Annotated in this window: 22 protein-coding genes; 13 read left to right on the top strand and 9 right to left on the bottom strand. The window is 67.8% G+C overall.

What is annotated here, in order from left to right; genetic code table 11:
• The first annotated feature begins 74 nt into the window (after window positions 1-74).
• Together ACJH6H_RS26920 and ACJH6H_RS26915 are read left to right on the top strand one after the other, a co-directional pair.
• Complete coding sequence (locus tag ACJH6H_RS26920) at window positions 75-599, top strand: YbhB/YbcL family Raf kinase inhibitor-like protein (protein WP_346414619.1); 525 nt, start codon at window positions 75-77, stop codon at window positions 597-599.
• Window positions 600-714: 115 nt separating this feature from the next.
• Window positions 715-2,070: a hypothetical protein gene (locus ACJH6H_RS26915; RefSeq protein WP_406776167.1), complete on the top strand. Its 1,356-nt coding sequence runs from the start codon at window positions 715-717 to the stop codon at window positions 2,068-2,070.
• On the opposite strand, the gene ACJH6H_RS26910 is transcribed toward ACJH6H_RS26915, so the two are convergent.
• Window positions 2,048-3,517 (bottom strand): WS/DGAT/MGAT family O-acyltransferase, encoded by a 1,470-nt coding sequence (locus ACJH6H_RS26910; RefSeq protein WP_406776166.1) that lies wholly within the window; start codon window positions 3,515-3,517, stop codon window positions 2,048-2,050. The genes ACJH6H_RS26915 and ACJH6H_RS26910 overlap by 23 nt on opposite strands.
• Before the next feature lie 31 nt (window positions 3,518-3,548).
• Window positions 3,549-4,100, bottom strand: a complete 552-nt coding sequence (locus tag ACJH6H_RS26905; protein ID WP_061006442.1) for a 2,4'-dihydroxyacetophenone dioxygenase family protein — start codon at window positions 4,098-4,100, stop codon at window positions 3,549-3,551.
• A gap of 107 nt (window positions 4,101-4,207) precedes the next feature.
• On the opposite strand from ACJH6H_RS26905, the gene ACJH6H_RS26900 reads away from it, so the two are divergent.
• Complete coding sequence (locus ACJH6H_RS26900) at window positions 4,208-5,284, top strand: AraC family transcriptional regulator (protein WP_406776165.1); 1,077 nt, start codon at window positions 4,208-4,210, stop codon at window positions 5,282-5,284.
• Here ACJH6H_RS26900 and ACJH6H_RS26895 read toward each other — a convergent pair.
• Genes ACJH6H_RS26895 through ACJH6H_RS26885 form a run of 3 tightly spaced genes read right to left on the bottom strand, consistent with a single transcriptional unit; the run spans window position 5,209 to window position 7,626 of the window.
• Window positions 5,209-6,267, bottom strand: coding sequence for a quinone-dependent dihydroorotate dehydrogenase (locus ACJH6H_RS26895; protein WP_406776164.1), 1,059 nt, complete (start codon window positions 6,265-6,267; stop codon window positions 5,209-5,211). The two genes, ACJH6H_RS26900 and ACJH6H_RS26895, sit on opposite strands and share 76 nt — an antisense overlap.
• A 10-nt stretch (window positions 6,268-6,277) precedes the next feature.
• On the bottom strand, window positions 6,278-6,577 hold the full coding sequence (locus ACJH6H_RS26890) for a DUF5703 family protein (RefSeq protein WP_406776163.1): 300 nt from the start codon (window positions 6,575-6,577) through the stop codon (window positions 6,278-6,280).
• Entirely contained in the window at window positions 6,577-7,626 is a 1,050-nt protein-coding gene (locus ACJH6H_RS26885; protein ID WP_406776162.1) for a YncE family protein, read from the bottom strand. The genes ACJH6H_RS26890 and ACJH6H_RS26885 overlap by 1 nt, the downstream gene beginning before the upstream one ends.
• A gap of 127 nt (window positions 7,627-7,753) precedes the next feature.
• Here ACJH6H_RS26885 and ACJH6H_RS26880 point away from each other — a divergent pair, with 127 nt between their 5' ends.
• The 6 genes from ACJH6H_RS26880 to ACJH6H_RS26855 all read left to right on the top strand — a co-directional run bounded on the left by ACJH6H_RS26880 (window position 7,754) and on the right by ACJH6H_RS26855 (window position 11,835).
• Window positions 7,754-8,065, top strand: a complete 312-nt coding sequence (locus ACJH6H_RS26880) for a hypothetical protein (RefSeq protein ID WP_061006446.1) — start codon at window positions 7,754-7,756, stop codon at window positions 8,063-8,065.
• Window positions 8,066-8,118: 53 nt separating this feature from the next.
• Window positions 8,119-8,949 (top strand): undecaprenyl-diphosphate phosphatase, encoded by an 831-nt coding sequence (locus ACJH6H_RS26875; RefSeq protein WP_406776169.1) that lies wholly within the window; start codon window positions 8,119-8,121, stop codon window positions 8,947-8,949.
• Window positions 8,946-9,665, top strand: coding sequence for a histidine phosphatase family protein (locus ACJH6H_RS26870; RefSeq protein WP_406776161.1), 720 nt, complete (start codon window positions 8,946-8,948; stop codon window positions 9,663-9,665). Before ACJH6H_RS26875 ends, ACJH6H_RS26870 begins: the two co-directional genes overlap by 4 nt.
• Window positions 9,666-9,694: 29 nt before the next feature.
• Window positions 9,695-10,288, top strand: coding sequence for a DUF3090 domain-containing protein (locus tag ACJH6H_RS26865; RefSeq protein ID WP_226521479.1), 594 nt, complete (start codon window positions 9,695-9,697; stop codon window positions 10,286-10,288).
• Window positions 10,275-11,090, top strand: a complete 816-nt coding sequence (locus ACJH6H_RS26860; protein WP_226521480.1) for an SCO1664 family protein — start codon at window positions 10,275-10,277, stop codon at window positions 11,088-11,090. The genes ACJH6H_RS26865 and ACJH6H_RS26860 overlap by 14 nt, the downstream gene beginning before the upstream one ends.
• Before the next feature lie 79 nt (window positions 11,091-11,169).
• Complete coding sequence (locus ACJH6H_RS26855; RefSeq protein WP_133426973.1) at window positions 11,170-11,835, top strand: GNAT family N-acetyltransferase; 666 nt, start codon at window positions 11,170-11,172, stop codon at window positions 11,833-11,835.
• A gap of 64 nt (window positions 11,836-11,899) precedes the next feature.
• On the opposite strand, the gene ACJH6H_RS26850 is transcribed toward ACJH6H_RS26855, so the two are convergent.
• On the bottom strand, window positions 11,900-12,157 hold the full coding sequence (locus ACJH6H_RS26850; RefSeq protein ID WP_406776160.1) for a hypothetical protein: 258 nt from the start codon (window positions 12,155-12,157) through the stop codon (window positions 11,900-11,902).
• A 136-nt stretch (window positions 12,158-12,293) separates the two neighbouring features.
• Between ACJH6H_RS26850 and ACJH6H_RS26845 the strand changes: the two genes are divergently transcribed.
• A complete protein-coding gene (locus tag ACJH6H_RS26845) occupies window positions 12,294-13,085 on the top strand; it encodes a 3'(2'),5'-bisphosphate nucleotidase CysQ (RefSeq protein WP_293019324.1) in 792 nt (263 codons plus the stop codon).
• Here the strand turns inward: ACJH6H_RS26845 and ACJH6H_RS26840 are convergent.
• Genes ACJH6H_RS26840 through uraD (ACJH6H_RS26830) form a run of 3 tightly spaced genes read right to left on the bottom strand, consistent with a single transcriptional unit; the run spans window position 13,015 to window position 14,692 of the window.
• A complete protein-coding gene (locus ACJH6H_RS26840) occupies window positions 13,015-13,878 on the bottom strand; it encodes a MurR/RpiR family transcriptional regulator (RefSeq protein ID WP_212812025.1) in 864 nt (287 codons plus the stop codon). The genes ACJH6H_RS26845 and ACJH6H_RS26840 overlap by 71 nt on opposite strands.
• The gene (gene uraH, locus ACJH6H_RS26835) at window positions 13,878-14,207 is read right to left on the bottom strand and encodes a hydroxyisourate hydrolase (protein WP_212812024.1); all 330 of its coding nucleotides are present in this window, start codon (window positions 14,205-14,207) and stop codon (window positions 13,878-13,880) included. Before uraH ends, ACJH6H_RS26840 begins: the two co-directional genes overlap by 1 nt.
• Entirely contained in the window at window positions 14,204-14,692 is a 489-nt protein-coding gene (uraD, locus tag ACJH6H_RS26830; protein ID WP_212812023.1) for a 2-oxo-4-hydroxy-4-carboxy-5-ureidoimidazoline decarboxylase, read from the bottom strand. Before uraD (ACJH6H_RS26830) ends, uraH begins: the two co-directional genes overlap by 4 nt.
• Before the next feature lie 200 nt (window positions 14,693-14,892).
• Between uraD (ACJH6H_RS26830) and pucL the strand changes: the two genes are divergently transcribed.
• The 3 genes from pucL to uraD (ACJH6H_RS26815) are packed head-to-tail and all read left to right on the top strand — an operon-like array spanning window position 14,893 to window position 18,550.
• A complete protein-coding gene (pucL, locus tag ACJH6H_RS26825) occupies window positions 14,893-15,804 on the top strand; it encodes a factor-independent urate hydroxylase (RefSeq protein ID WP_293019322.1) in 912 nt (303 codons plus the stop codon).
• Between the two features lie 3 nt (window positions 15,805-15,807).
• Window positions 15,808-16,635 carry an FAD binding domain-containing protein gene (locus ACJH6H_RS26820; RefSeq protein ID WP_293019305.1) on the top strand — a complete coding sequence of 276 codons (828 nt, stop codon included), beginning with the start codon at window positions 15,808-15,810 and terminating at the stop codon, window positions 16,633-16,635.
• Window positions 16,625-18,550: a 2-oxo-4-hydroxy-4-carboxy-5-ureidoimidazoline decarboxylase gene (uraD, locus tag ACJH6H_RS26815; RefSeq protein WP_212812021.1), complete on the top strand. Its 1,926-nt coding sequence runs from the start codon at window positions 16,625-16,627 to the stop codon at window positions 18,548-18,550. The genes ACJH6H_RS26820 and uraD (ACJH6H_RS26815) overlap by 11 nt, the downstream gene beginning before the upstream one ends.
• Window positions 18,551-18,577 lie beyond the last annotated feature (27 nt).

Genomic DNA, 18,577 nt, shown 5'->3' with positions numbered 1-18,577 from the left:
CGACCCACCCGGGTCACAGCCAAACGTAACGCTCAGCAATACGAAGTAACTGCAACTACAAACTTAAGGACAACATGACCGCTTCGCCGTATGACAACCTGCCGCAGCTGCCGACCTTCACCCTGACCTCGACATCGCTGACCGACGGCGGCCCGTTGGCCAACGCTCAGGTCAGTGGCATCTTCGGCGCCGGGGGAGAAGACGTCTCGCCGCAGCTGAGCTGGTCGGGCTTCCCGGCCGAGACCCGCAGCTTCGCCGTCACCGTCTACGACCCCGACGCACCGACCGCGTCGGGCTTCTGGCACTGGGCCGTCGCCAACCTGCCCGCCGACGTGACCGAGCTGGCCGCCGACGCGGGCAACGGCGAGGCGCTGCCCGGCGGCGCCATCACTCTGACCAACGACGCGAGCCTCAAGCGCTTCCTGGGCGCCGCCCCGCCGGCCGGCCACGGCCCGCACCGCTACTACATCGCGGTGCACGCACTACCTGTGGAAAAGCTGGACATCCCCGAGGATGCCACCCCGGCGTTCCTGGGCTTCAACCTGTTCACGCAGGCCATCGCCCGGGCCGTCATCCACGGCACGTACGAGCAGAAATAGGCCGCGCGCGCCGGGTCGCGGCTCGTCATCGCCCGACCTACTATCGGACCGAGGTCGGGGCAGCGACGCTTGCCGAACCTGAAGGGGGCCATCAGCTTTGTCCACATCCACTTCGGTGAATAAGCGCTCGGCGCCGACGGACGAGGACCGCCTCGACTACATCGACCAGGCCACATTCCTGTCGTACCGGGCCAACGGCCGGGTCCAGGTCGGCATGGCGCTGTGGTTCTACGAGGGGCCGGTGGACCTCGACGGGTTGCGCCGGTTCAACGAGAACTTCGGCAAGGGGATGGTGGCGCGGTACATCGAGCGCTCCCCACTGCCGTTCGGCCGCCATCGTTGGGTGGCCGCGTCAGGCGCGCCGCGACCGGTCGACGTCGCCGAAACTCCTTGTCCACGTTCAGGACTGAGCGACTGGCTGGAGGAGCGCGCCCAGATCCCGATCGATCCCGAACGCGGGCCGGGTTGGCACCTGGGGGTGCAGCCTTTCACCGATGGCTCGACGGCGGTCGCGATAGTGCTCTCGCATTGTCTGATCGACGGCAGCGGCTCGGTCGTCGCGTTCATGGACGCGGTCCTGGGAAACGAGCGCGACCTCGGCTACGAGCGGCCGCGGTCCAGGACCCGCCTGCAGGCGATCCGTTCCGACCTGCGCCAGACCTTCAGGGACCTGCCTGAGGTCCGCCGGACGGTCAAGGTCGCAGCCAAACTGGCCCGAGAGCGGCGCGGTGAGATGACGGCGACGCCGTCGACAGGAGGGTCTGCCTCCGGTGACGAACTCGTGCACGTGCCGTTCGCGTCCGCCATCATCGACCTCGATCACTTCGACGCCCGTGCGGCAGAGCTCGGCGGCAATGGCCATTCACTGGTCGCGGCGTTCGCCACGCGGCTGGGCGTCCGGATGGGCCGCCAGCGCGCGCGGGACGGCGCCATCTCGCTGATGGTCGCCATCAACGACCGCACCTCGCTCGAGGACACCCGGGCCAACGCGATGACGTTCACGACGTTCACCGTCGATCCCCAGTCGGCCACCACCGATCTCACCGAGCTGCGTGGGGCGATCCGGACCGCGCTGCGCACTGCCAGGCACCAGCCGGACGAGTCTTTTCAACTGCTGCCGCTGACCCCGTTCATCCCGCGGCGGGCGGTCCGCCACACTGCGGCCATGGTGCTCGGCGAGCTGCCTGTCACCTGTTCGAATGTGGGCGACGTGCCCGACCTGGTCGGCCGCATCGACGGGGTCCGCCAGGCCGACTACGTGATCTGCTGGGGCGTCGAGCAGAACGTCAAGAAACGCGACATCGAGCAGCCCGGCGGTCTGCTGGTGGTGACGGCCCTGCGCCACAACGGCAAGGTCACCATCGGCATCGTGGGTTACCAGGTCGGGGCGGAGAACACCAAAGCCGTTCTCCGCGAGCGCGTGCAGCACACCCTGGACGAGCTCGGCGTCACGCCGACGGAGGTCTACTGATCGCCGCAGTCAGGTCCGTCAGGGCGTCGCGCACCGCGTCGAGCAACGGCCACGGGTCATCGAGTTGATCGCGGTCGGCGACGATGCCGATCGATAGCTCTCGGCGGTAGCTGAACACCGTGATGTTCAGCCCGACTCCGTGCAGTACGCCGGAGATCGGAAACTGCGAAAGTTGTTCGGCGCCTGCGCAGTACAGCGTCGTGGGGGAGCCGGGCACATTGGAGATCGCGGCGTTCACGGCCGGCTGCAGGAACGCTGCCCCGTGGCGCAACGCCGTGCCGGTGGCGCGGGCGAACAGCGCCGGCGGGATGAGGTCGTTGGCGTCTTCCAACAGGGACGCCGGCAGTGCCTGATGGCGCTGTTTCGCTGCGGTCATGGTGGCCTGCGCCCGGTGTAGCCGCTCGACGGGATCGGCCTCATCGGTCGGCAGTTCGGCCATCATGACCGAGACCCGGTTACCGAACGTGCCGGCTTGCTCAAGCGTGCGGACGGACACGGGCACGAACGACAGCAGTGGTCCGTCCGGCAGTTCGCCTTCGTCGGCCAACCACGACCGCAACCCCGACGCGCACATCGCCATCACGACGTCGTTGATGCTGCATCCGAAGTGATCCTTGACGGCTTTCACCTCAGCCAGTGACACCGAACCGAACGCCACACTTCGGCGCGGCGAGATCGCGGTCTGGAACCGCGTGCGCGGTGCGACGAGTTCGGTGCCTTCGGCTGTGTTCGTGCGCTCCAGGATCGCCTTGGCGGACCGGCTGTGCCGCGCCACCCTGCTGACGCCGGGCACACCTCGCAGCGTGGGCACCTCGTCGAGGTGCGGCAGCGCTCGCACCGCGGCGCGAATCGACCGTGCGGGGTATCGGCACATGTTGGTCAACCCGCGGCCGAAGAGTTCGGCCTGGGACGGCCCGTGCTGCGGTTCCACGCAGTGGGGAGCCACCACTGGCCGTCCTTCTACGGTGTCATCGAGCAGCACCCGCAATACCTCGGCGCCTGAGACGCCGTCGACCGCGGCGTGGTGCATCTTGATCAGCAGTGCCACGGAGTCGTCGGCCAGTCCGCTGATCACGTGGATCTCCCACAACGGCCGTGACCGATCCAGCGGCCTCGCGATGATCTCGGCGACGTGGTCGGCGAGCCGGCGATCGTCACCCGGTGCCCACAGCGCGGATTCCTGTACGTGATAGGTGACATCGACGTCGTCTGCGTCGGCCCAGTACGGGTGGTCGAGGTCGAATGGCACCCTGACGAGCCGCCAGCGGAACGGCGGCAGGAGCGGCAACCGCTCGGCCACGAGGTCCCGGATCACCTCGGCGGTCAGCCGGCGGCCGTCTGCGGTGTACGGCGCGTAGGTGCTCAGCACGCTGACGTGGCCGTGCGCGCGTCCGTCCTCCATGGCGAGGAACTGGGCATCGAGGCTGGTCAATTTCCGGAAGGTCATGGCCGGTCCTTTCAGGGTCTCGGCGTGTGGATCAGGATTTGGCGACGCCGGCGGCGCCACCGTGGACGAAGACGGGTTTGGTGCCTTGAGCTGCGGACACTGTCTCGGTCAGGTAGTGCAGGGACACCGCGTCGAGGATCGAGTGGAACGTGCCGTCCTCGTTGAAGTTGACGTTCGCGCCGTCGACCCAGATGAGCGCGACGGTGTCCTCGGTGTTGTCCTCAGGCGTGTAGAAGGTGTGGACGGATCCGCCGGGTTCGTAGAGGTAGGAGCCGGCGGTCTGGGGCTGGTCGGGGTATTCGCGGTAAAGCCAGCAGCCCTGCATGGTGTACACCTGCGCGGGTCCGGTGTGGTAGTGGATTTGCAGGCCGACGCCCGGGGCCATCCTGGCGAGGATGACGTACTCGCCACGCTCGGTGTCCAGTCGCAGCGGGTGGAAACTCATGCCGGGGCCGAGGGCGTCCTTCAGCAGCGGGGTCTCGGCGAGGTTGACGCTCAGCAGTTCACCCTGCGGCAGCGCGACCAGCGGGAGAGGAGCGCCGCTGCGGGTGGTGACCATTTCGGGGGAGGCGATGGCGGTCATTTTCGGGCCTTTCGATGTCGGGTGGATTCGGTTGGTATGCATCGATTCTGCGGTGCGCCGGAGTCCAATACTTGACATCAAATGACAATTTCTTGACACTAGGCGACATGCCATTTGTGCGCGGCACGTCGTTGCAGGGCTTCCTGGAACTCGTCCGGGAACTCGGTGAAGACCCCGCGCCCCTGCTCGCCCTGAGCCACATTCCGATCGAGGCGGTCGGTGACCAGGACAGCTTCATCAACTACCGCAGCGTCGTCACCACGCTCGAGACCGCGGCCACGATGACCGCGACGCCCGACTTCGGCAGGCAGCTGGCGCTGCGCCAGGGCCTGGACATCCTCGGCCCGGTTGGGATCGCCGCCCGGACCGCGGCGACCGTCGGTGCCGCGTTCGAGGCCATCGACCAGTACATGTCCGTTTACAGCCCGGCCTTGACGGCAACCATCGACGCGCAGCCGGCGGCGCGCCATGCCCGGTTCGACTGGCGCCTCGCGGTACCCCGCTCCATCGCGCACCGGCAGGCGGCCGAGCTCGCCCTCGGCGTCGCGCTGCGGGTGTTCCGGCTGCTGACAGGTCCCGACTTCACGCCGGCGGCGGTGCACTTCCGCCACGAGCCGCTGACCAGCCCGCAGCACTACGTTGAGTATTTCGGGTGCCCGGTGCGTTTTGCTCAGCCCGACAACGGTTTTCGCTTCCCGAGGTCGGTGCTTGTCCGGCCGCTGGCGGCCGACGCCGCGGTGCACGACGTCGTGCGGGACTACCTGAACACGATCGCGGTACCGGCCGATTCGCAGATCGCCGAACCGGTGCGGCTGCTGATCCGCCGGATGCTACCCACCGGGGGCCTGACCCTCGACCTGGTCGCGCAGCATCTTGCGGTGCATCCGCGCACCCTGCAGCGGCAATTGGAGACGCAGGCCACGTCGTTTGCCGCACTCGTCGACCAGGTGCGCCGCGAGGAGGCCGACCGCTATCTCCGCAGCACCGACATCCCGTTGGGACAGCTGGCGGGGTTGCTCGGCTACAGCGAGCAGAGCGTGCTGTCGCGGTCGAGCCAACGCTGGTTCGGCACCTCGGCGTCAGCGCATCGGCGCTCAGCCGTGCGCGATCAGGCTCCTGTGCCCACCGCGTCCGCCAGCGACGCGAAGCCGCCGGCCTTCAGCCGCGCGGCGATGCCGTCGTGAATGTGCTTGGCCCACAGGCCACCGCCGTAGATGAAGCCGGTATAGCCCTGCACCAGTGAGGCTCCGGCAATGATGCGCTCCCAGGCGTCGTCGGCGGTCTCGATGCCGCCGACGCTGATCAGCACCAGTTGATCGCCGACGCGCTTGTGCAGCCGCCGCAGGATCTCGAGCGACCGCGCGGCCACCGGGGCGCCGGACACGCCGCCCGCGCCCAGCTCGGCGACGCCGGGCGTCAGTAGCCCTTCGCGGGAGATCGTGGTGTTGGTCGCGACGATGCCCGCGAGCCCCAGTTCGACGGCCAGGTCGGCGATTTCGTCGACGTCGTCGTCCGAGAGGTCGGGCGCGATCTTGACCAGCACGGGCTTGGTGGTCTCGGCGCGCACGGCGGCCAGAATCGGTCGCAGCGACGCCACGGCCTGCAGGTCACGCAGCCCGGGCGTGTTCGGCGAGCTGACGTTCACCACGACGAAGTCGGCCAGTGGCCCGCACAGGCGGGCGCTCTCGGCGTAGTCCTCGACGGCGCGCTCGGCCGGGGTGACCTTGGTCTTGCCGATGTTCACGCCGATGGGCACGGTGGACTGGCTGCGGGTCAGCTTGATGGCGAGCTCGCCGGCCCCGTGGTTGTTGAAGCCCATCCGGTTCAGCAGCGCGCGGTCCTCCGGCAGCCGGAACAGCCGCGGCGCCGGGTTGCCGGGCTGCGCCTGTGCAGTGACGGTGCCGACCTCGGCGTAGCCGAAACCCAGTGGGCCCCAAGCGTTGATGCCGCTACCGTTCTTGTCGAAGCCGGCGGCCAGGCCGACCGGGCCCGGGAACGTCACCCCGAACACCGTCGTCTCCAGCACGGGGTCCGACGGCGCCAGCCACTTGGCCAGCAGCCGGCGGTTCACGTTCGGGCCGGTCGCGACGCGCAGCAGCGCGAACACCCAGGTGTGTATCCGCTCCGGCGGGACACGGAACATCACCCAGCGCAGGGCGCGATACATCAACGGCTCCTCACATCGACGGCTGTTCGGGCGCCAACCTATCGGGCACCTGGCCCGTCGTTTCGCCCGCCCCGGGCCCATTTCCGGTCGCTTCGCCAGTCCTGATCTTGCGGCGGCGCAGCAGCACGCGGCGCGAACCGTCGGTATAGAGGCGCACCCGGGTCAGTTCCCACCCGCGGTATTCGGCCTCGATCGACAGCCGGATGGACGCCGACAGCCTGGTCACTTCCGGGGGCAGCCGGAGCGGAATCCATTCGTAGTCGTCGGACAAGTCCTCCGCCCACGCTGCCGGCATCCGCCCCCGCTGCATCAGTGGCCGCCCGACCCCGGCCCCGCGGCGGCGTTCGCGATCACCTGGACCCCGGCACCCGACCCCGACACCACGAACAAGGTGCCGGTGCGTTCGTCGAAGGAGAGGACGTCGGGCTGCTGCACGGTGCGATATCGGACTTTCTCGACGGGGATACCAGTCGAAAGATCGTAACCAACCACGCTGTTCGTCGCGGTCTGTGAAACCCAGGCGAGTTTCGCCGATCCGACGATGCCGTACGGCGCGCCGCGCACCGGCGCCTGCTGCCGCAGCATGAGCGGTGTCGTCCCGAAGACCAGCAGGCCGTCGCCGCGCGTGTCGGCCACCAGCACCCGTCCGGCGGGATCGGCGGCCAGCGTGGTGGCGCCCTCACCGGCGCGCAGCGCCTGCGCGACGTCGGTGCCGTCGGCGTTCACCTCGGTCACCGAGGTTTGCCCGCGGTCCAGGACCACGACGGTATTGCCTTGCGCGGCAAGACCGTCCACGCGGGCGAACGCCTTCATCCGGGACTTCACCGCGGTGCCGTCGACGATCAGCACCGCCCCGTCGGCGGTCCCCAATGCCAGTTTCCCGTCGGCCCGCCGGGCGATCGAGGTGAAGTCGGTGTCCGCCTGGCCGTCGACCGCGACCGCCTGCACTGCGCGCTTGCCGATGTCGAACCGCAGGTAGCCGCCGCGGGTGGACAGGAACGCCGTGCCCGCGCCGTCGCCTGTGACACCCGTCGCAGCGGCCGGCAGCACCACCGGCGGGGTGCCGGGCACCGTCACCACCGGGCGCCCGGCGTCGGTGCCGAGCACCACGAGCGACGCCGTCGCCGCGTCGAAGGCCGCGCCGGTACCGGGCCCGGGAAGGGCGCGGACGACGCCGTCGGGGGCACCGGTGACCGGGGGAGACACCGCGGCGTGTGCGGGGGAGATGGTCGGCGGCGCTGTCTCGGCCGGATGCGACGAGCACGCCGCCAGCGTGCCGATGGCCAGCGCGGCCGTCGCGAATCTCGTTACGCTCACCCGATATTCACGCAGCCGACAATTAATGGGATGGTGATCCATTGACACAGGCTGGCTTTCGGTCGGTGAACGGCGGGTAGGCGCTAATTGCCAGTTTAGGCAAATATTTTGACGTCAATTATCTGCTTCAGGCGGGTACGTCACGTACCGGAGGGGTATGGTCGGGATCATGAGCATTGCCACCGACGGCGATCTTGCCAACGGTAATTTTGCTATCGAAGACCTTTCGACAGGTCTGCGGGCCAGCGGGTTTGGCCAGGTCGGCGACGGCCGGAGTTTTTCATTTCGCCTTGACGACAAGCGCGTGCTGATTGTGGAGGTCTACCGCCCGCGCTTGTCGGGGCCGGTGCCGCAGGAAGAGGACGTCGTCGCGGTGTCCTCGCGAAGCCTGGCCCACGTCGACGTGCACGACGAGCGCAGTCTCGCCGCCGCCGTACGTGACGCTGTCGCCGACGCACAACCGGTGCAGCGCAACCACTAACGCCTGCGCCCGCCGCTCACGGTACGGTCGTCGGCGTGACTGACGTGGCAGCCATGAGCTGGTGGCAGACGATCGTGCTGGCCGTCCTCCAGGGGCTCACCGAGTTTCTGCCGGTGTCGTCGTCGGGCCATCTGGCCATCGCCTCCCGGATTTTCTTCGCCGGCGACGCGGGCGCGTCGTTCACCGCGGTCACCCAGCTCGGGACCGAGGCCGCGGTGCTCATCTACTTCGCCAAGGACATCTGGCGCATCCTCACCGCCTGGTTCGGTGGGCTGACCGACGCCGCCCGCCGCACCGCCGACTACTGGCTGGGCTGGTGGGTGATCATCGGCACCATCCCGATCTGCGTGCTGGGACTGCTGTTCAAGGACCAGATCCGTTCCGGCGCCCGCAATCTGTGGGTCATCGCCACCGCGATGATCGTGTTCTCCGCGGTGATCGCCCTCGCCGAGTACATCGGCAAGCAGATCCGCGACGTCGAGCAGCTGACCTGGAAGGACAGCGTCATCGTCGGCCTGGCTCAGTGCCTGGCGCTGGTGCCGGGGGTGTCGCGCTCGGGCGCGACGATCAGTGCCGGCCTGTTCCTCGGCATGAATCGCGAGCTGGCGGCCCGCTTCGGCTTCCTGCTCGCCATCCCGGCGGTGCTGGCCTCCGGTCTGTTCTCGCTGCCCGACGCCTTCAAGCCCGTCACCGAGGGTATGAGCGCGACGGGCGCCCAGTTGACCGTCGCCATCTTGATCGCGTTCGTCGTCGGCTATGCCGCGGTGTCCTGGTTCCTGAAATTCCTGGTGCGGCACAGCATGTACTGGTTCGTCGGCTACCGCGTCGTGCTCGGCGTGACGGTGCTCGCGCTCCTCGGCACCGGGGTGGTGGCCGCACAGTGACCGTCATCCTGCTGCGGCACGGACGCTCGACGTCCAACACCGCCCACACCCTGGCCGGCCGGTCCGAGGGCGTCGACCTCGACGACAAGGGCCGCGCGCAGGCCGACGGCGTCGTCGCGCGAATCGGCGAACTGCCGGTCAAGGCCATCGTCCGGTCGCCGCTGCTGCGCTGCCAGAACACCGTCGCCCCACTGGCCGCGGCGCTCGGTATCGAACCGCGTGTCGACGACCGGCTGACCGAGGTCGACTACGGCGGCTGGACCGGCCGCAAGATCGCCGAACTGGTCAAAGAACCGCTGTGGTCCGTCGTACAGCAGCAGCCCAGCGCCGCGGTGTTCCCGGACGGTGAGGGACTGGCGCAGGTGCAGTCGCGCGCCGTCGCGGCGGTCCGCGAGATCGACCGTGCGCTGGCGCAGGAGCACGACGGCGACACGCTGTGGATCGCCTGCACCCACGGCGACGTCATCAAGGCGGTCCTGGCCGACGCTCTCGGCGTCCACCTCGACGGCTTCCAGCGGATCGTCGCCGACCCCGCCTCGATGAGCGTCATCCGCTACACGCCGCACCGGCCGTTCGTCCTCCATGTCAACCACACCGGTTCGGATCTCTCGTCGTCGCTTCACCCGCCGCCCGCGGAACCCAAATCCGACCAGTCCGGCAAGCCCGACGATGCCGTACCGACACACGACGCAACCGTCGGCGGCTCGACCGATTAGACCGGTGAACCGGTATTTTGAAAGGTGCCATGGCTCGCGCAATTCACGTCTTCCGCTCTCCCGACCGCTTCGTGGCCGGGACCGTTGGGCAGCCTGGTAACCGGACGTTCTACCTGCAGGCCGTGCACGACCAGCGGGTCGTTTCGGTCATGCTGGAGAAGCAGCAAGTCGCGGTCCTGGCCGAACGCATCTCGGCGCTGCTGGTCGAGATCAACCGGCGGTTCGGCACGCCGATCCCGCCTGACACCGGTGAGGTCACCGACCTCAACCCGCTCGTGATGCCGGTGGACGCCGAATTCCGGGTCGGCACCATGGGTCTGGGCTGGGACTCCGAAGCGCAGACCGTGGTGGTCGAGCTGCTGGCCGTCACCGACTCGGAATTCGACGCCTCTGTCGTGCTCGACGACGCCGAGGAAGGTCCCGACGCCGTGCGGGTGTTCCTGAGTCCGCAGTCGGCCCGGGACTTCGCGAACCGCTCCAACCGGGTGATCTCCGCCGGCCGGCCGCCGTGCCCGCTGTGCGAGGAGCCGCTCGACCCGGAGGGACATATCTGCGTGCGCACCAACGGGTATCGGCGCGGCATGCTGGATGCCGACGGTGATGAGCCGGATGACGCCTCCTGACGCCGAGCGGATTCTGCAACGCGGTGAGCTGACGGCGCTCGGGCGCATCAGGTCGGCGAGCAACGCGACGTTCCTGTGCGAAGCCGAGCTGGACGACGCGCTGCTGCACTGCGTGTACAAGCCGATCTCCGGGGAGGCTCCGCTGTGGGACTTCCCCGACGGTACCCTGGCCGGACGGGAGCTGGCGGCCTATCTGGTGTCTGCCGCGCTGGGCTGGAACCTGGTGCCGCACACCATAATTCGTGACGGCCCGGCGGGCCCGGGCATGGTGCAGCGCTGGGTCGACCAGCCTGGCGATGCGCTCAGTGAAACCGAACCGCCGCCCGGCCCGGACCTCGTCGACCTCGTTCCGGCCGGCCGGGTGCCGGCGGGATACCTGCCTATCCTGCGGGCCTACGACCACAAGGGCGACGAAGTGGTGCTGGTGCACGCCGACGACGCCCGGCTGCATCGGCTGGCGGTGTTCGACGTACTGATCAACAACGCCGACCGCAAGGGCGGGCACGTGCTGGCCGGCGCCGACGGCCAGGTGTACGGCGTCGACCACGGCGTCAGCCTGCATGCCGACGACAAGCTGCGGACCGTGCTGTGGGGCTGGGCCGGAAAACCGATCGACGACGACGTGCTCGGTGCGGTCGCCGCATTGCGGGACGCCCTGCGCGACGGCCTCGCCGCGGCGCTGGCTCCGCACCTCACCCGTCCTGAGATCGCTGCGCTACAAGCGAGAGTTGTTGAGCTGATTGACAATCCGATCATGCCCACCCCGGATCGGCACCGGCCGATCCCGTGGCCGGCCTTTTGATCGCAGTTTGCACACAGGTAGCGATTTGCGTAGTGATTTCGGCAGCCCTACCGATCGGTAGTGCTCTAGGCTCGTCGGCATGACCGACCACGACAAGGCCGCAGCCCGCCGCGAGATCACCGATGCGCTCCAGAAAGCACTGGATCGCCGGCACGAGGTGCTCGACGTCATCGTCGAAGCCGACAACAAGGCTGCCGCCGTTGATGCCATCGCCAAGCTGCTGGGCACCTCCCATGCCGGGGGCGAGCAGGTCATGGCGATGTCCTTCGATCTGCTGACGAAGGACGCCCGCAAGCGCATCGCCGACGAGCTGGAAGATCTGAACAGCCAGTTGTCCTTCGCGGTGAAGGACCGCCCCGCCAGCTTCGGGGACAACCTGTCGCTGCGCCCGTTCTCCGGCGCCGCCGACCGCGACATCTTCGCCACCCGCACCACCGATGTCGGTGCGTCCGGTGACGGCTCGGGCCGTGCCGCCGGCGACCTGGACGACGAGATCAAGGCCGCGCTTGCCCGCGTCAACGCCGAGGAAGCGGTGTGGTTCGTCGCCGAGGAAGATGGCGCCAAGGTCGGCATGGTGTTCGGTGAGCTGGACGGCGGCGAGGTCAACGTCCGCATCTGGGTCCACCCCGACTACCGCCACCGCGGCTACGGCACCGCGGCGCTGCGCCGGTCGCGGTCGGAGATGGCGTCGTACTTCCCGGCCGTGCCCATGGTGGTCCGCGCTCCGGGCGCGACACCGAAGTAGGCTGTGCCCCAAAGGAAAAGGGCTCCGGGAATTCCCGGAGCCCTTTTCCGTGCCTGTCGTCAGCTCAGCCGGAGTACGGCTTGGCCTTCACCGGCGGGGAAGCGACGGTGACGGGCTCGACGCTGCTGGGCGTCGTCGGCGCTTCGGTGGAGCCCATGTTGATCGCGGCGACGGTCGGCTGGTTGTACTCGCCCGACGTCGAGCCGTGTCCCGACGAGGCGACGGGCGCGACGGCCGGCGCCGGCGCGTGGGTCGTGCCGTAGACGCCGAGCGCGACACCCGCCGCGACGCCGACGAATCCGAATGTCTTCGCCACCTTCATGACGTCCTCCTTAATGACTACGCGGTAAATAGTTGTGGAAAATGCTATGAGCCCTATTTCGGCAGGACCTGCCAGCAGCCTGCAACGTCCCTGTGAATAGGCGATTTCGGCTGTGACGTCGCCCTCGGCGATACTCATGGGCATGGCGGACAGCGACAGGGCGCAGACCGATGTCGCGCTGGCCGCCGAGGTCGCGCAGGAGGCAGGGGAGTTCCTGCTGTCGGTGCGCGACCGGCTGGGCTCCCACGATCCGTACACCCTCGGCGCGGCCGGCGACCGGCACGCCAACACGCTGATCCTCGATCGGCTGCGCACCGCGCGCCCCGACGACGCCATCCTGTCGGAGGAGGCCGCCGACGATCTGGTCCGGCTCCGCTCGGACCGGGTGTGGATCGTCGACCCGGTCGACGGCACCCGTGAGTTCGGCCGGGGCCGGCCGGACTGGGCCGTCCACATCGCGCTGTGGCAGCGCGATGGCAGCCCACACGGGTCCATCACCGACGCGGCCGTCGCGCTGCCCGCACACGGCGAGGTGCACCGCACCGACACCGTGACCGGACCGCCGCCGCGCCGTCCCGGGCCCATCCGCGTCGCCACCAGCACCTACCGGCCGCCGGCCGTGGTGTGGTGGCTGCGCGATGTGCTCGACATGGAACTCGTCGGCATCGGATCGGCGGGCGCCAAGGCGATGGCCGTGGTGCGCGGCGACGTCGACGCCTACGTGCACGCCGGCGGGCAGTGGGAATGGGACTCGGCCGCACCGGCGGGCGTGGTGCAGGCGGCGGGGCTGTTCGCGTCGCGTCTCGACGGCTCGCCGCTGCGGTACAACCGGCCCGATCCGTACCTGCCTGACTTCGTCATGTGTCGCCCGGAGTTCGCCGACTCGTTGCTCGAGGCGGTGCGCCAAGTGTCTCGTGGACTGAGTTGACGCGGTCGATGCGCTGTGCGCCGTCCGGCGTGAGGGCCAGGACGCGATCGGACAGCACGGCAACGAGGCTCATCACCGCCGCGTGACTGTCGAACGCGCCGGGGGAGACGTTCGGGCACTCGAGCCACCAGGTGGCACGTGCCGCGAGCGCACGCAGTTGGTCATCGGCGAAGAGCGCCAACGGAACTCGCGACTCGGAAGCCCAGTCGACGAGTTCTCTGGCCCACCGGCCGTGGCGCCGGAACGACATCGCGATGACGAGGTCCCGCTCATCGAAGTCCGCGATGTCCTCGGCGACGGACTGACCCGAACTGGGCGCCAGCCAGGTGTCGGGTCGGATCTGCGCGAGGTTCAGCCTCAGCAGCGTTGCCGCGGCCAGGCTGCTCCGGTAGCCGCAGATGGCGATGCGACGGGACGTGGCGATCTTCTCTGCGACGGCCTCGACCACCGCCTCATCCAGCAGCGCATGCATGGCGTGCAGGTTCGCGATGTCCTGCGAGATGATCGCGCTGACGTCGGGCGTCCTCTCGATGGCGAGGGGCACACCCGATCGGCGCAGGGCGCGCAGGTGCTCACGCATGGCATCGAAGTTGGTGAATTCCAGGGCGCGTACCAGCCGGGAGAACGTCGCCTTCGAGACATCGGCCATGGTGGCGAGTTCGCTGGCCCGATAGGTACCGGCATCGCCCGCGTGCGCGAGCAGCACATCGGCAGCGCGGCGTTCCTGCGGGCTCAGCGACGCATAGCAGTTCGCGATTCTCGCCTCCAGCGAGTCCGGCTCGTCCGCGCGCATCAGCTGCCCTTGTAGGTGGTGTACGCGAACGGGCTGAGCAACAGGGCGACGTGCGTGTGGCCCGCTCCGATCGTGACGTGCAAGTCGACGGCGGGGTAGAACGTCTCCCGATCGGCACTGGCGAACCAGGCGCCAGTCGCGAAATGCAGTAGGTAGTCACCGGGATTCAGCGGGACGTCCCAACGAATTCGGCCGTCGTCGTCGGTGTGTGCGGCCGCCACTTGCTCGTTCATTCGGATCAGGACGACCTCGAGATCCGCGGCGGGTTTTCCGCGGGCGGCGTCGAGCACGTGAGTGGACAAGGATGTCTGCGTGGCCGGCGATGTCATGGCGTCACCCTTTCTGCCAGGCGGAGCAGTGCGATCTCACGAAGCTGGCCGATGGCGATGGCGGCTTCCTCCTCGCGGTCGAGTGACAGCCGATATCGCAGGGCGTCATAGATGTCGGCAGCGCTGCGGCCCTTCGCGCGGATGAGGAAGATGCGCCCGAACTTCGCTTCATAGTCCGCGTTGGCCCTGGCCATCGTTGTCGCAAGCGCGTCGGGCATGGCCGGTTGTTCGCCGCGGGAGAGGCCGGACTCGATCGATGTGCCGTCGGCTCTTTCGCCGATGCGGGGGTGCTGTGCCAGTGCCTGGTCCAGGTTGTCGACGCTCCAGTCGGCGGCGGCACGCGCGGCTGTCGACTCGAGTTCACTGATGGTCGCAAAGGGCCGGGCGGCGACAACCTCGCTGAGCCACGACGCAATATCGGCGCAGGGACGCAGCACCTCTTCGGCTTCCTCAGGCAACGCAGAGTTGAAGGTCTGAAGATCCATGGACTGAATCTAGCGTTGCAGCAAAGATTCGCCCTGACGAGATTGTTACGATCCGTTTACGTCCAGGTCCGGGGCATTCCAGTCGTCTGTGGGCTGAAACGCCGTCACGCGGTTGAAACGAAATGGTGACGCCACAACAAAAACTGAAACGTACGTTGCAGCGGTAAGTCGTTCAACGTGCGTCAGGGGAAATCGTGGCAGTGGGTGACATCGTCCTCGGGTCGAATCAGTACGGCAAGGCGGAGAACCGCCTCGTGCGCATCGTCCGGGATACCCCCGTACATCGCATCATCGATCTGAACGTCACCTCGCAGTTGCGGGGCGATTTCAGCGCATGCCACTACGCGGGTGACAACTCGCACGTGGTCGCGACCGATACGCAGAAGAACACCGTGTACGCCTACGCGAAAGAAGTGGGCGTGAAGTCACCCGAGGATTTCCTGATCGCGTTGGGCCGGCACTTCGTCGGTGATTTCGAGTGGGTGACCGGAGGCCGTTGGGAGGCAGAGGAATACGCGTGGGAGCGGATCGTCGTCGACGGCAAGCCGCACGACCACTCGTTTGTTCGAGCCGGCAAGTTCGTCCGGACGACGGTCGTCCAGATGGCCGGCGAGACGACGTGGGTGGTGTCCGGCATCAAGGACTGCGTCGTACTCAAGTCGACCGGATCGGAGTTCCACGGCTTCCCCCGGGACAAATACACCACGCTGGTCGAGACCGACGACCGCATCATGGCCACGTCCATCACCGCATGGTGGCGCTACCTCAGCACTGACACCGACGGCACCGACCTCGACTTCAACGCGCTGCACGAGGCCATCACCGAGGTCGTGCTGGCCACGTTCGCCGGCGTCCACTCGCTCGCGTTGCAACAGACGCTGTTCGAGATCGGCAAGGCGATCCTCGAGAAGTTCGATGTGGTCGCCGAAGTGAAGTTGTCATGTCCCAACAAGCACCACTTCGTCGTCGACCTCAGCCCGTTCGGTCTGGAGAACCCGAACGAGGTCTTCTACGCCGCCGACCGGCCGTACGGCTTGATCCAGGCCACCATCACCCGCGAAGGCGCGGATCAGGCGCCGGCGGCCTGGGCCACGATTCCAGGTTTCTGCTGAGCCATGGACCTGCACACCGTCAGCCGGTATCGATTTGCGCGAACCCGCGACGACCTGCGCCTTGCCCACGGCGAATCCTTCGTCGCCGGGGGGACGTGGACATTCTCCGAACCGCAGGCCGAGCTCACCGGTGTCGTCGACCTGACGACCATGGACTGGTGCCCCATCGAGCGCACCGCCGACGGACTGCGCATCGCCGCCACGTGCACCATCGCCGAACTCGTGCGCTACCCGCGCCGCGCCGAGTGGCCGGCCCAGCAGCTCTTCGGCGACTGCGCCAACGCGTTGCTCGCCTCGTTCAAGATCTGGAACGTCGCCACCGTGGGCGGCAACATCTGCCGTTCATTCGCGGCCGCATCGATGGTGTCGCTTGCCGTCGCCCTCGACGGCGTGGCCGAGATTTGGACTCCTGACGACCAGACCCGATGGGAACCCGTCGCGGATCTGGTCACCGGCAACGGGATCAACTCGCTGGCCCACGGCGAAGTGCTGCGGGCCCTGCACCTGCCCGAACGGGCGCTGCGGTCCACGGCGGCACTGCGCACCATCGCGCTGGCCGAGTACGGACGCTCCGGTGCCGTCGTCAGCGGCCGCCGCGACGACGACGGATCGGCGGTCTTCACCGTCACGGCTGCGACGCTCGCGCCCACCGTCTTTCGCTATCCGGCGATGCCCGGCGCCGAAGCTCTCCGGTCCGACGTCCTGGCCGCATCCGGTTATTACACCGACCCACTCGGGTCCGCGGATTGGCGCCGCGCCGTCAGCGCGGTGCTGGCCGTGGACATTCGCTCAGAAATTTCTTCTCGCCTGGAGGTGGGCCATGCCGATTGAGACGGACCGAGCCGACGTCGCGCGCAAGGCCGTGCATCCCGTCGACGAAGTGTTGCCGATTCCCAAGCTCGCGGTGTACGGAATGCAGCACGTGCTGGCGTTCTATGCCGGCGCGGTGTTGGTTCCGATCATCGTCGCCGGCGCCCTGAAGCTGTCGCCCGAGCAGACGATCCACCTCATCAATGCCGATCTGTTCACGTGTGGCATTGCCACGATCATCCAGTCCGTCGGCTTCTGGAAAGTGGGCGTCAAACTCCCGTTGATCCAGGGGGTGACCTTCGCGGCGGTCAGCCCGATGATCGCGATCGGCACCGCCGGCGGCTTGTCAGGGGTTCCCGGTCTGCTGTCGGTGTACGGGTCGGTGATCGTCGCCGGACTCTTCACCTTCTTCATGGCGCCGTACTTCTCGAAGCTGCTGCGCTTCTTCCCGCCGGTCGTGACCGGATCGGTCATCACGATCATCGGCATCGCGCTCCTGCCCGTCGCGGCCAACGACATCGTCGGTGGCACGACCACCGAGGCGATGAAAACGGATGTGGCGCTGAAGGATCTCGCGTATGCCGCGGGCACGCTGCTGATCATCATCGTGATGCAGCGCCTCTTCCGCGGGTTCCTCGCGACGATCGCCGTGCTGGCCGGGCTGGTCATCGGCACTGCGGTCGCGGCGCTGCTCGGGGATGTCGATTTCAGTGCGGTAGGTACATCCCACTGGCTCGGCGTGACCACGCCGTTCTACTTCGGCTGGCCCACATTCAGCGCCACCGCGATCATCTCGATGATCGTCGTCATGATCATCACCGCGGTGGAAACCACGGGTGATGTCTTCGCGACGGCCGAGATCGTGGGTAAACGCGTGGGCGCCAACGACATTGCCAGAGCACTGCGCGCCGACGGCATGGCGACCACGATCGGCGGCGTCCTCAACTCGTTCCCGTACACGTGCTTCGCGGAGAACGTCGGGCTCGTTCGCTTGACGCAGGTCAAGAGCCGCTGGGTGGTCGCCACCGCGGGGGTCATCATGATCGTGCTGGGCTATCTCCCCAAGGCCGCGGCCGTCGTGGCCGCGATCCCGCATTCGGTGCTCGGCGGGGCGTCGCTGGCGCTGTTCGCCACCGTGGCTGTGGTGGGCATCCAGACCCTGTCGAAGGTCGACTTCAATGACCACCGCAACGCGGTGATCGTCGGCACCGCACTCGGCCTGGGCATGCTCGTCACCGCCCAACCGCTGTTGAAGTTCAGTTTTCCCGCCTGGGCCCAGATCATCTGTGGCTCAGGGATCACGCTGGGCGCCCTTGCCGCGATCGTCCTGAACATCGTGTTCTTCCACATCGGGCCGAACCGCGGCCCGATGGTTGCGGGCACGCCACGGACCGGCGAAGTCGGACTCGATGCCGTCAACAAGATGACGCAGGAGGAGTTCGTCAAGACGTTCTCGATCCTCTATCAGGGCCTCGCCTGGCCGGTCGAGCGCGCGTTCGCGCAACGTCCGTTCGCCGACACCCGCGCACTGCGTGGTGCCGTCCAGACCGCGCTGCTCGCCGCTACCCCCGCCGAGCAGATGGAGTTGATGCAGGCGTATCCGGACCTCGCCCAAACTCAGGAACACAACGTGTCGAAAGTCGATCTGGCCTACCTGGGTCTCGACGGTCTCACCGAGGAGGAGGCCGAGGAATTCAGCGAGTTGTCTGCGGCCTACGAAGCCAAATTCGGCTTCCCCCTCATCATCTGCCTTCGGGATCTGGAAAGGCGCGAACACATCCTGACCCTCGGCTGGCGGCGCCTGGACAATTCCCCGCAGGTCGAGCACATGGCGGCGCTCGGTGAGATCTCGCGGATCGCGGCGTGGCGATTCGACGACCTGGTTGCCGACGCGAATCCCATCGCCTCCGCCCGACGCCTGCGAATCGCGCGATGACGACCGGCCGGCGGCACCGCGTAGTGG

Origin of the sequence: Mycobacterium sp. SMC-21, from assembly GCF_045310825.1 — a bacterium.
Taxonomy (GTDB): domain Bacteria; phylum Actinomycetota; class Actinomycetes; order Mycobacteriales; family Mycobacteriaceae; genus Mycobacterium.
Note: the sequence above shows the minus strand (reverse complement) of the source record. Positions and strands in the feature narration are given on the sequence as shown.

What these genes read in the sequence shown, in the direction of transcription:
- ACJH6H_RS26920 (WP_346414619.1), top strand. Translation starts at nt 75, where the DNA reads ATGACCGCTTCGCCGTATGACAACCTGCCGCAGCTGCCGACCTTCACC.
- ACJH6H_RS26910 (WP_406776166.1), bottom strand. Translation starts at nt 3,517, where the DNA reads ATGACCTTCCGGAAATTGACCAGCCTCGATGCCCAGTTCCTCGCCATG.
- ACJH6H_RS26905 (WP_061006442.1), bottom strand. Translation starts at nt 4,100, where the DNA reads ATGACCGCCATCGCCTCCCCCGAAATGGTCACCACCCGCAGCGGCGCT.
- ACJH6H_RS26900 (WP_406776165.1), top strand. Translation starts at nt 4,208, where the DNA reads ATGCCATTTGTGCGCGGCACGTCGTTGCAGGGCTTCCTGGAACTCGTC.
- ACJH6H_RS26895 (WP_406776164.1), bottom strand. Translation starts at nt 6,267, where the DNA reads ATGTATCGCGCCCTGCGCTGGGTGATGTTCCGTGTCCCGCCGGAGCGG.
- ACJH6H_RS26890 (WP_406776163.1), bottom strand. Translation starts at nt 6,577, where the DNA reads ATGCAGCGGGGGCGGATGCCGGCAGCGTGGGCGGAGGACTTGTCCGAC.
- ACJH6H_RS26885 (WP_406776162.1), bottom strand. Translation starts at nt 7,626, where the DNA reads ATGGATCACCATCCCATTAATTGTCGGCTGCGTGAATATCGGGTGAGC.
- ACJH6H_RS26880 (WP_061006446.1), top strand. Translation starts at nt 7,754, where the DNA reads ATGAGCATTGCCACCGACGGCGATCTTGCCAACGGTAATTTTGCTATC.
- ACJH6H_RS26875 (WP_406776169.1), top strand. Translation starts at nt 8,119, where the DNA reads ATGAGCTGGTGGCAGACGATCGTGCTGGCCGTCCTCCAGGGGCTCACC.
- ACJH6H_RS26865 (WP_226521479.1), top strand. Translation starts at nt 9,695, where the DNA reads ATGGCTCGCGCAATTCACGTCTTCCGCTCTCCCGACCGCTTCGTGGCC.
- ACJH6H_RS26860 (WP_226521480.1), top strand. Translation starts at nt 10,275, where the DNA reads ATGACGCCTCCTGACGCCGAGCGGATTCTGCAACGCGGTGAGCTGACG.
- ACJH6H_RS26855 (WP_133426973.1), top strand. Translation starts at nt 11,170, where the DNA reads ATGACCGACCACGACAAGGCCGCAGCCCGCCGCGAGATCACCGATGCG.
- ACJH6H_RS26850 (WP_406776160.1), bottom strand. Translation starts at nt 12,157, where the DNA reads ATGAAGGTGGCGAAGACATTCGGATTCGTCGGCGTCGCGGCGGGTGTC.
- ACJH6H_RS26845 (WP_293019324.1), top strand. Translation starts at nt 12,294, where the DNA reads ATGGGCATGGCGGACAGCGACAGGGCGCAGACCGATGTCGCGCTGGCC.
- ACJH6H_RS26840 (WP_212812025.1), bottom strand. Translation starts at nt 13,878, where the DNA reads ATGCGCGCGGACGAGCCGGACTCGCTGGAGGCGAGAATCGCGAACTGC.
- uraH (WP_212812024.1), bottom strand. Translation starts at nt 14,207, where the DNA reads ATGACATCGCCGGCCACGCAGACATCCTTGTCCACTCACGTGCTCGAC.
- uraD (WP_212812023.1), bottom strand. Translation starts at nt 14,692, where the DNA reads ATGGATCTTCAGACCTTCAACTCTGCGTTGCCTGAGGAAGCCGAAGAG.
- ACJH6H_RS26820 (WP_293019305.1), top strand. Translation starts at nt 15,808, where the DNA reads ATGGACCTGCACACCGTCAGCCGGTATCGATTTGCGCGAACCCGCGAC.
- uraD (WP_212812021.1), top strand. Translation starts at nt 16,625, where the DNA reads ATGCCGATTGAGACGGACCGAGCCGACGTCGCGCGCAAGGCCGTGCAT.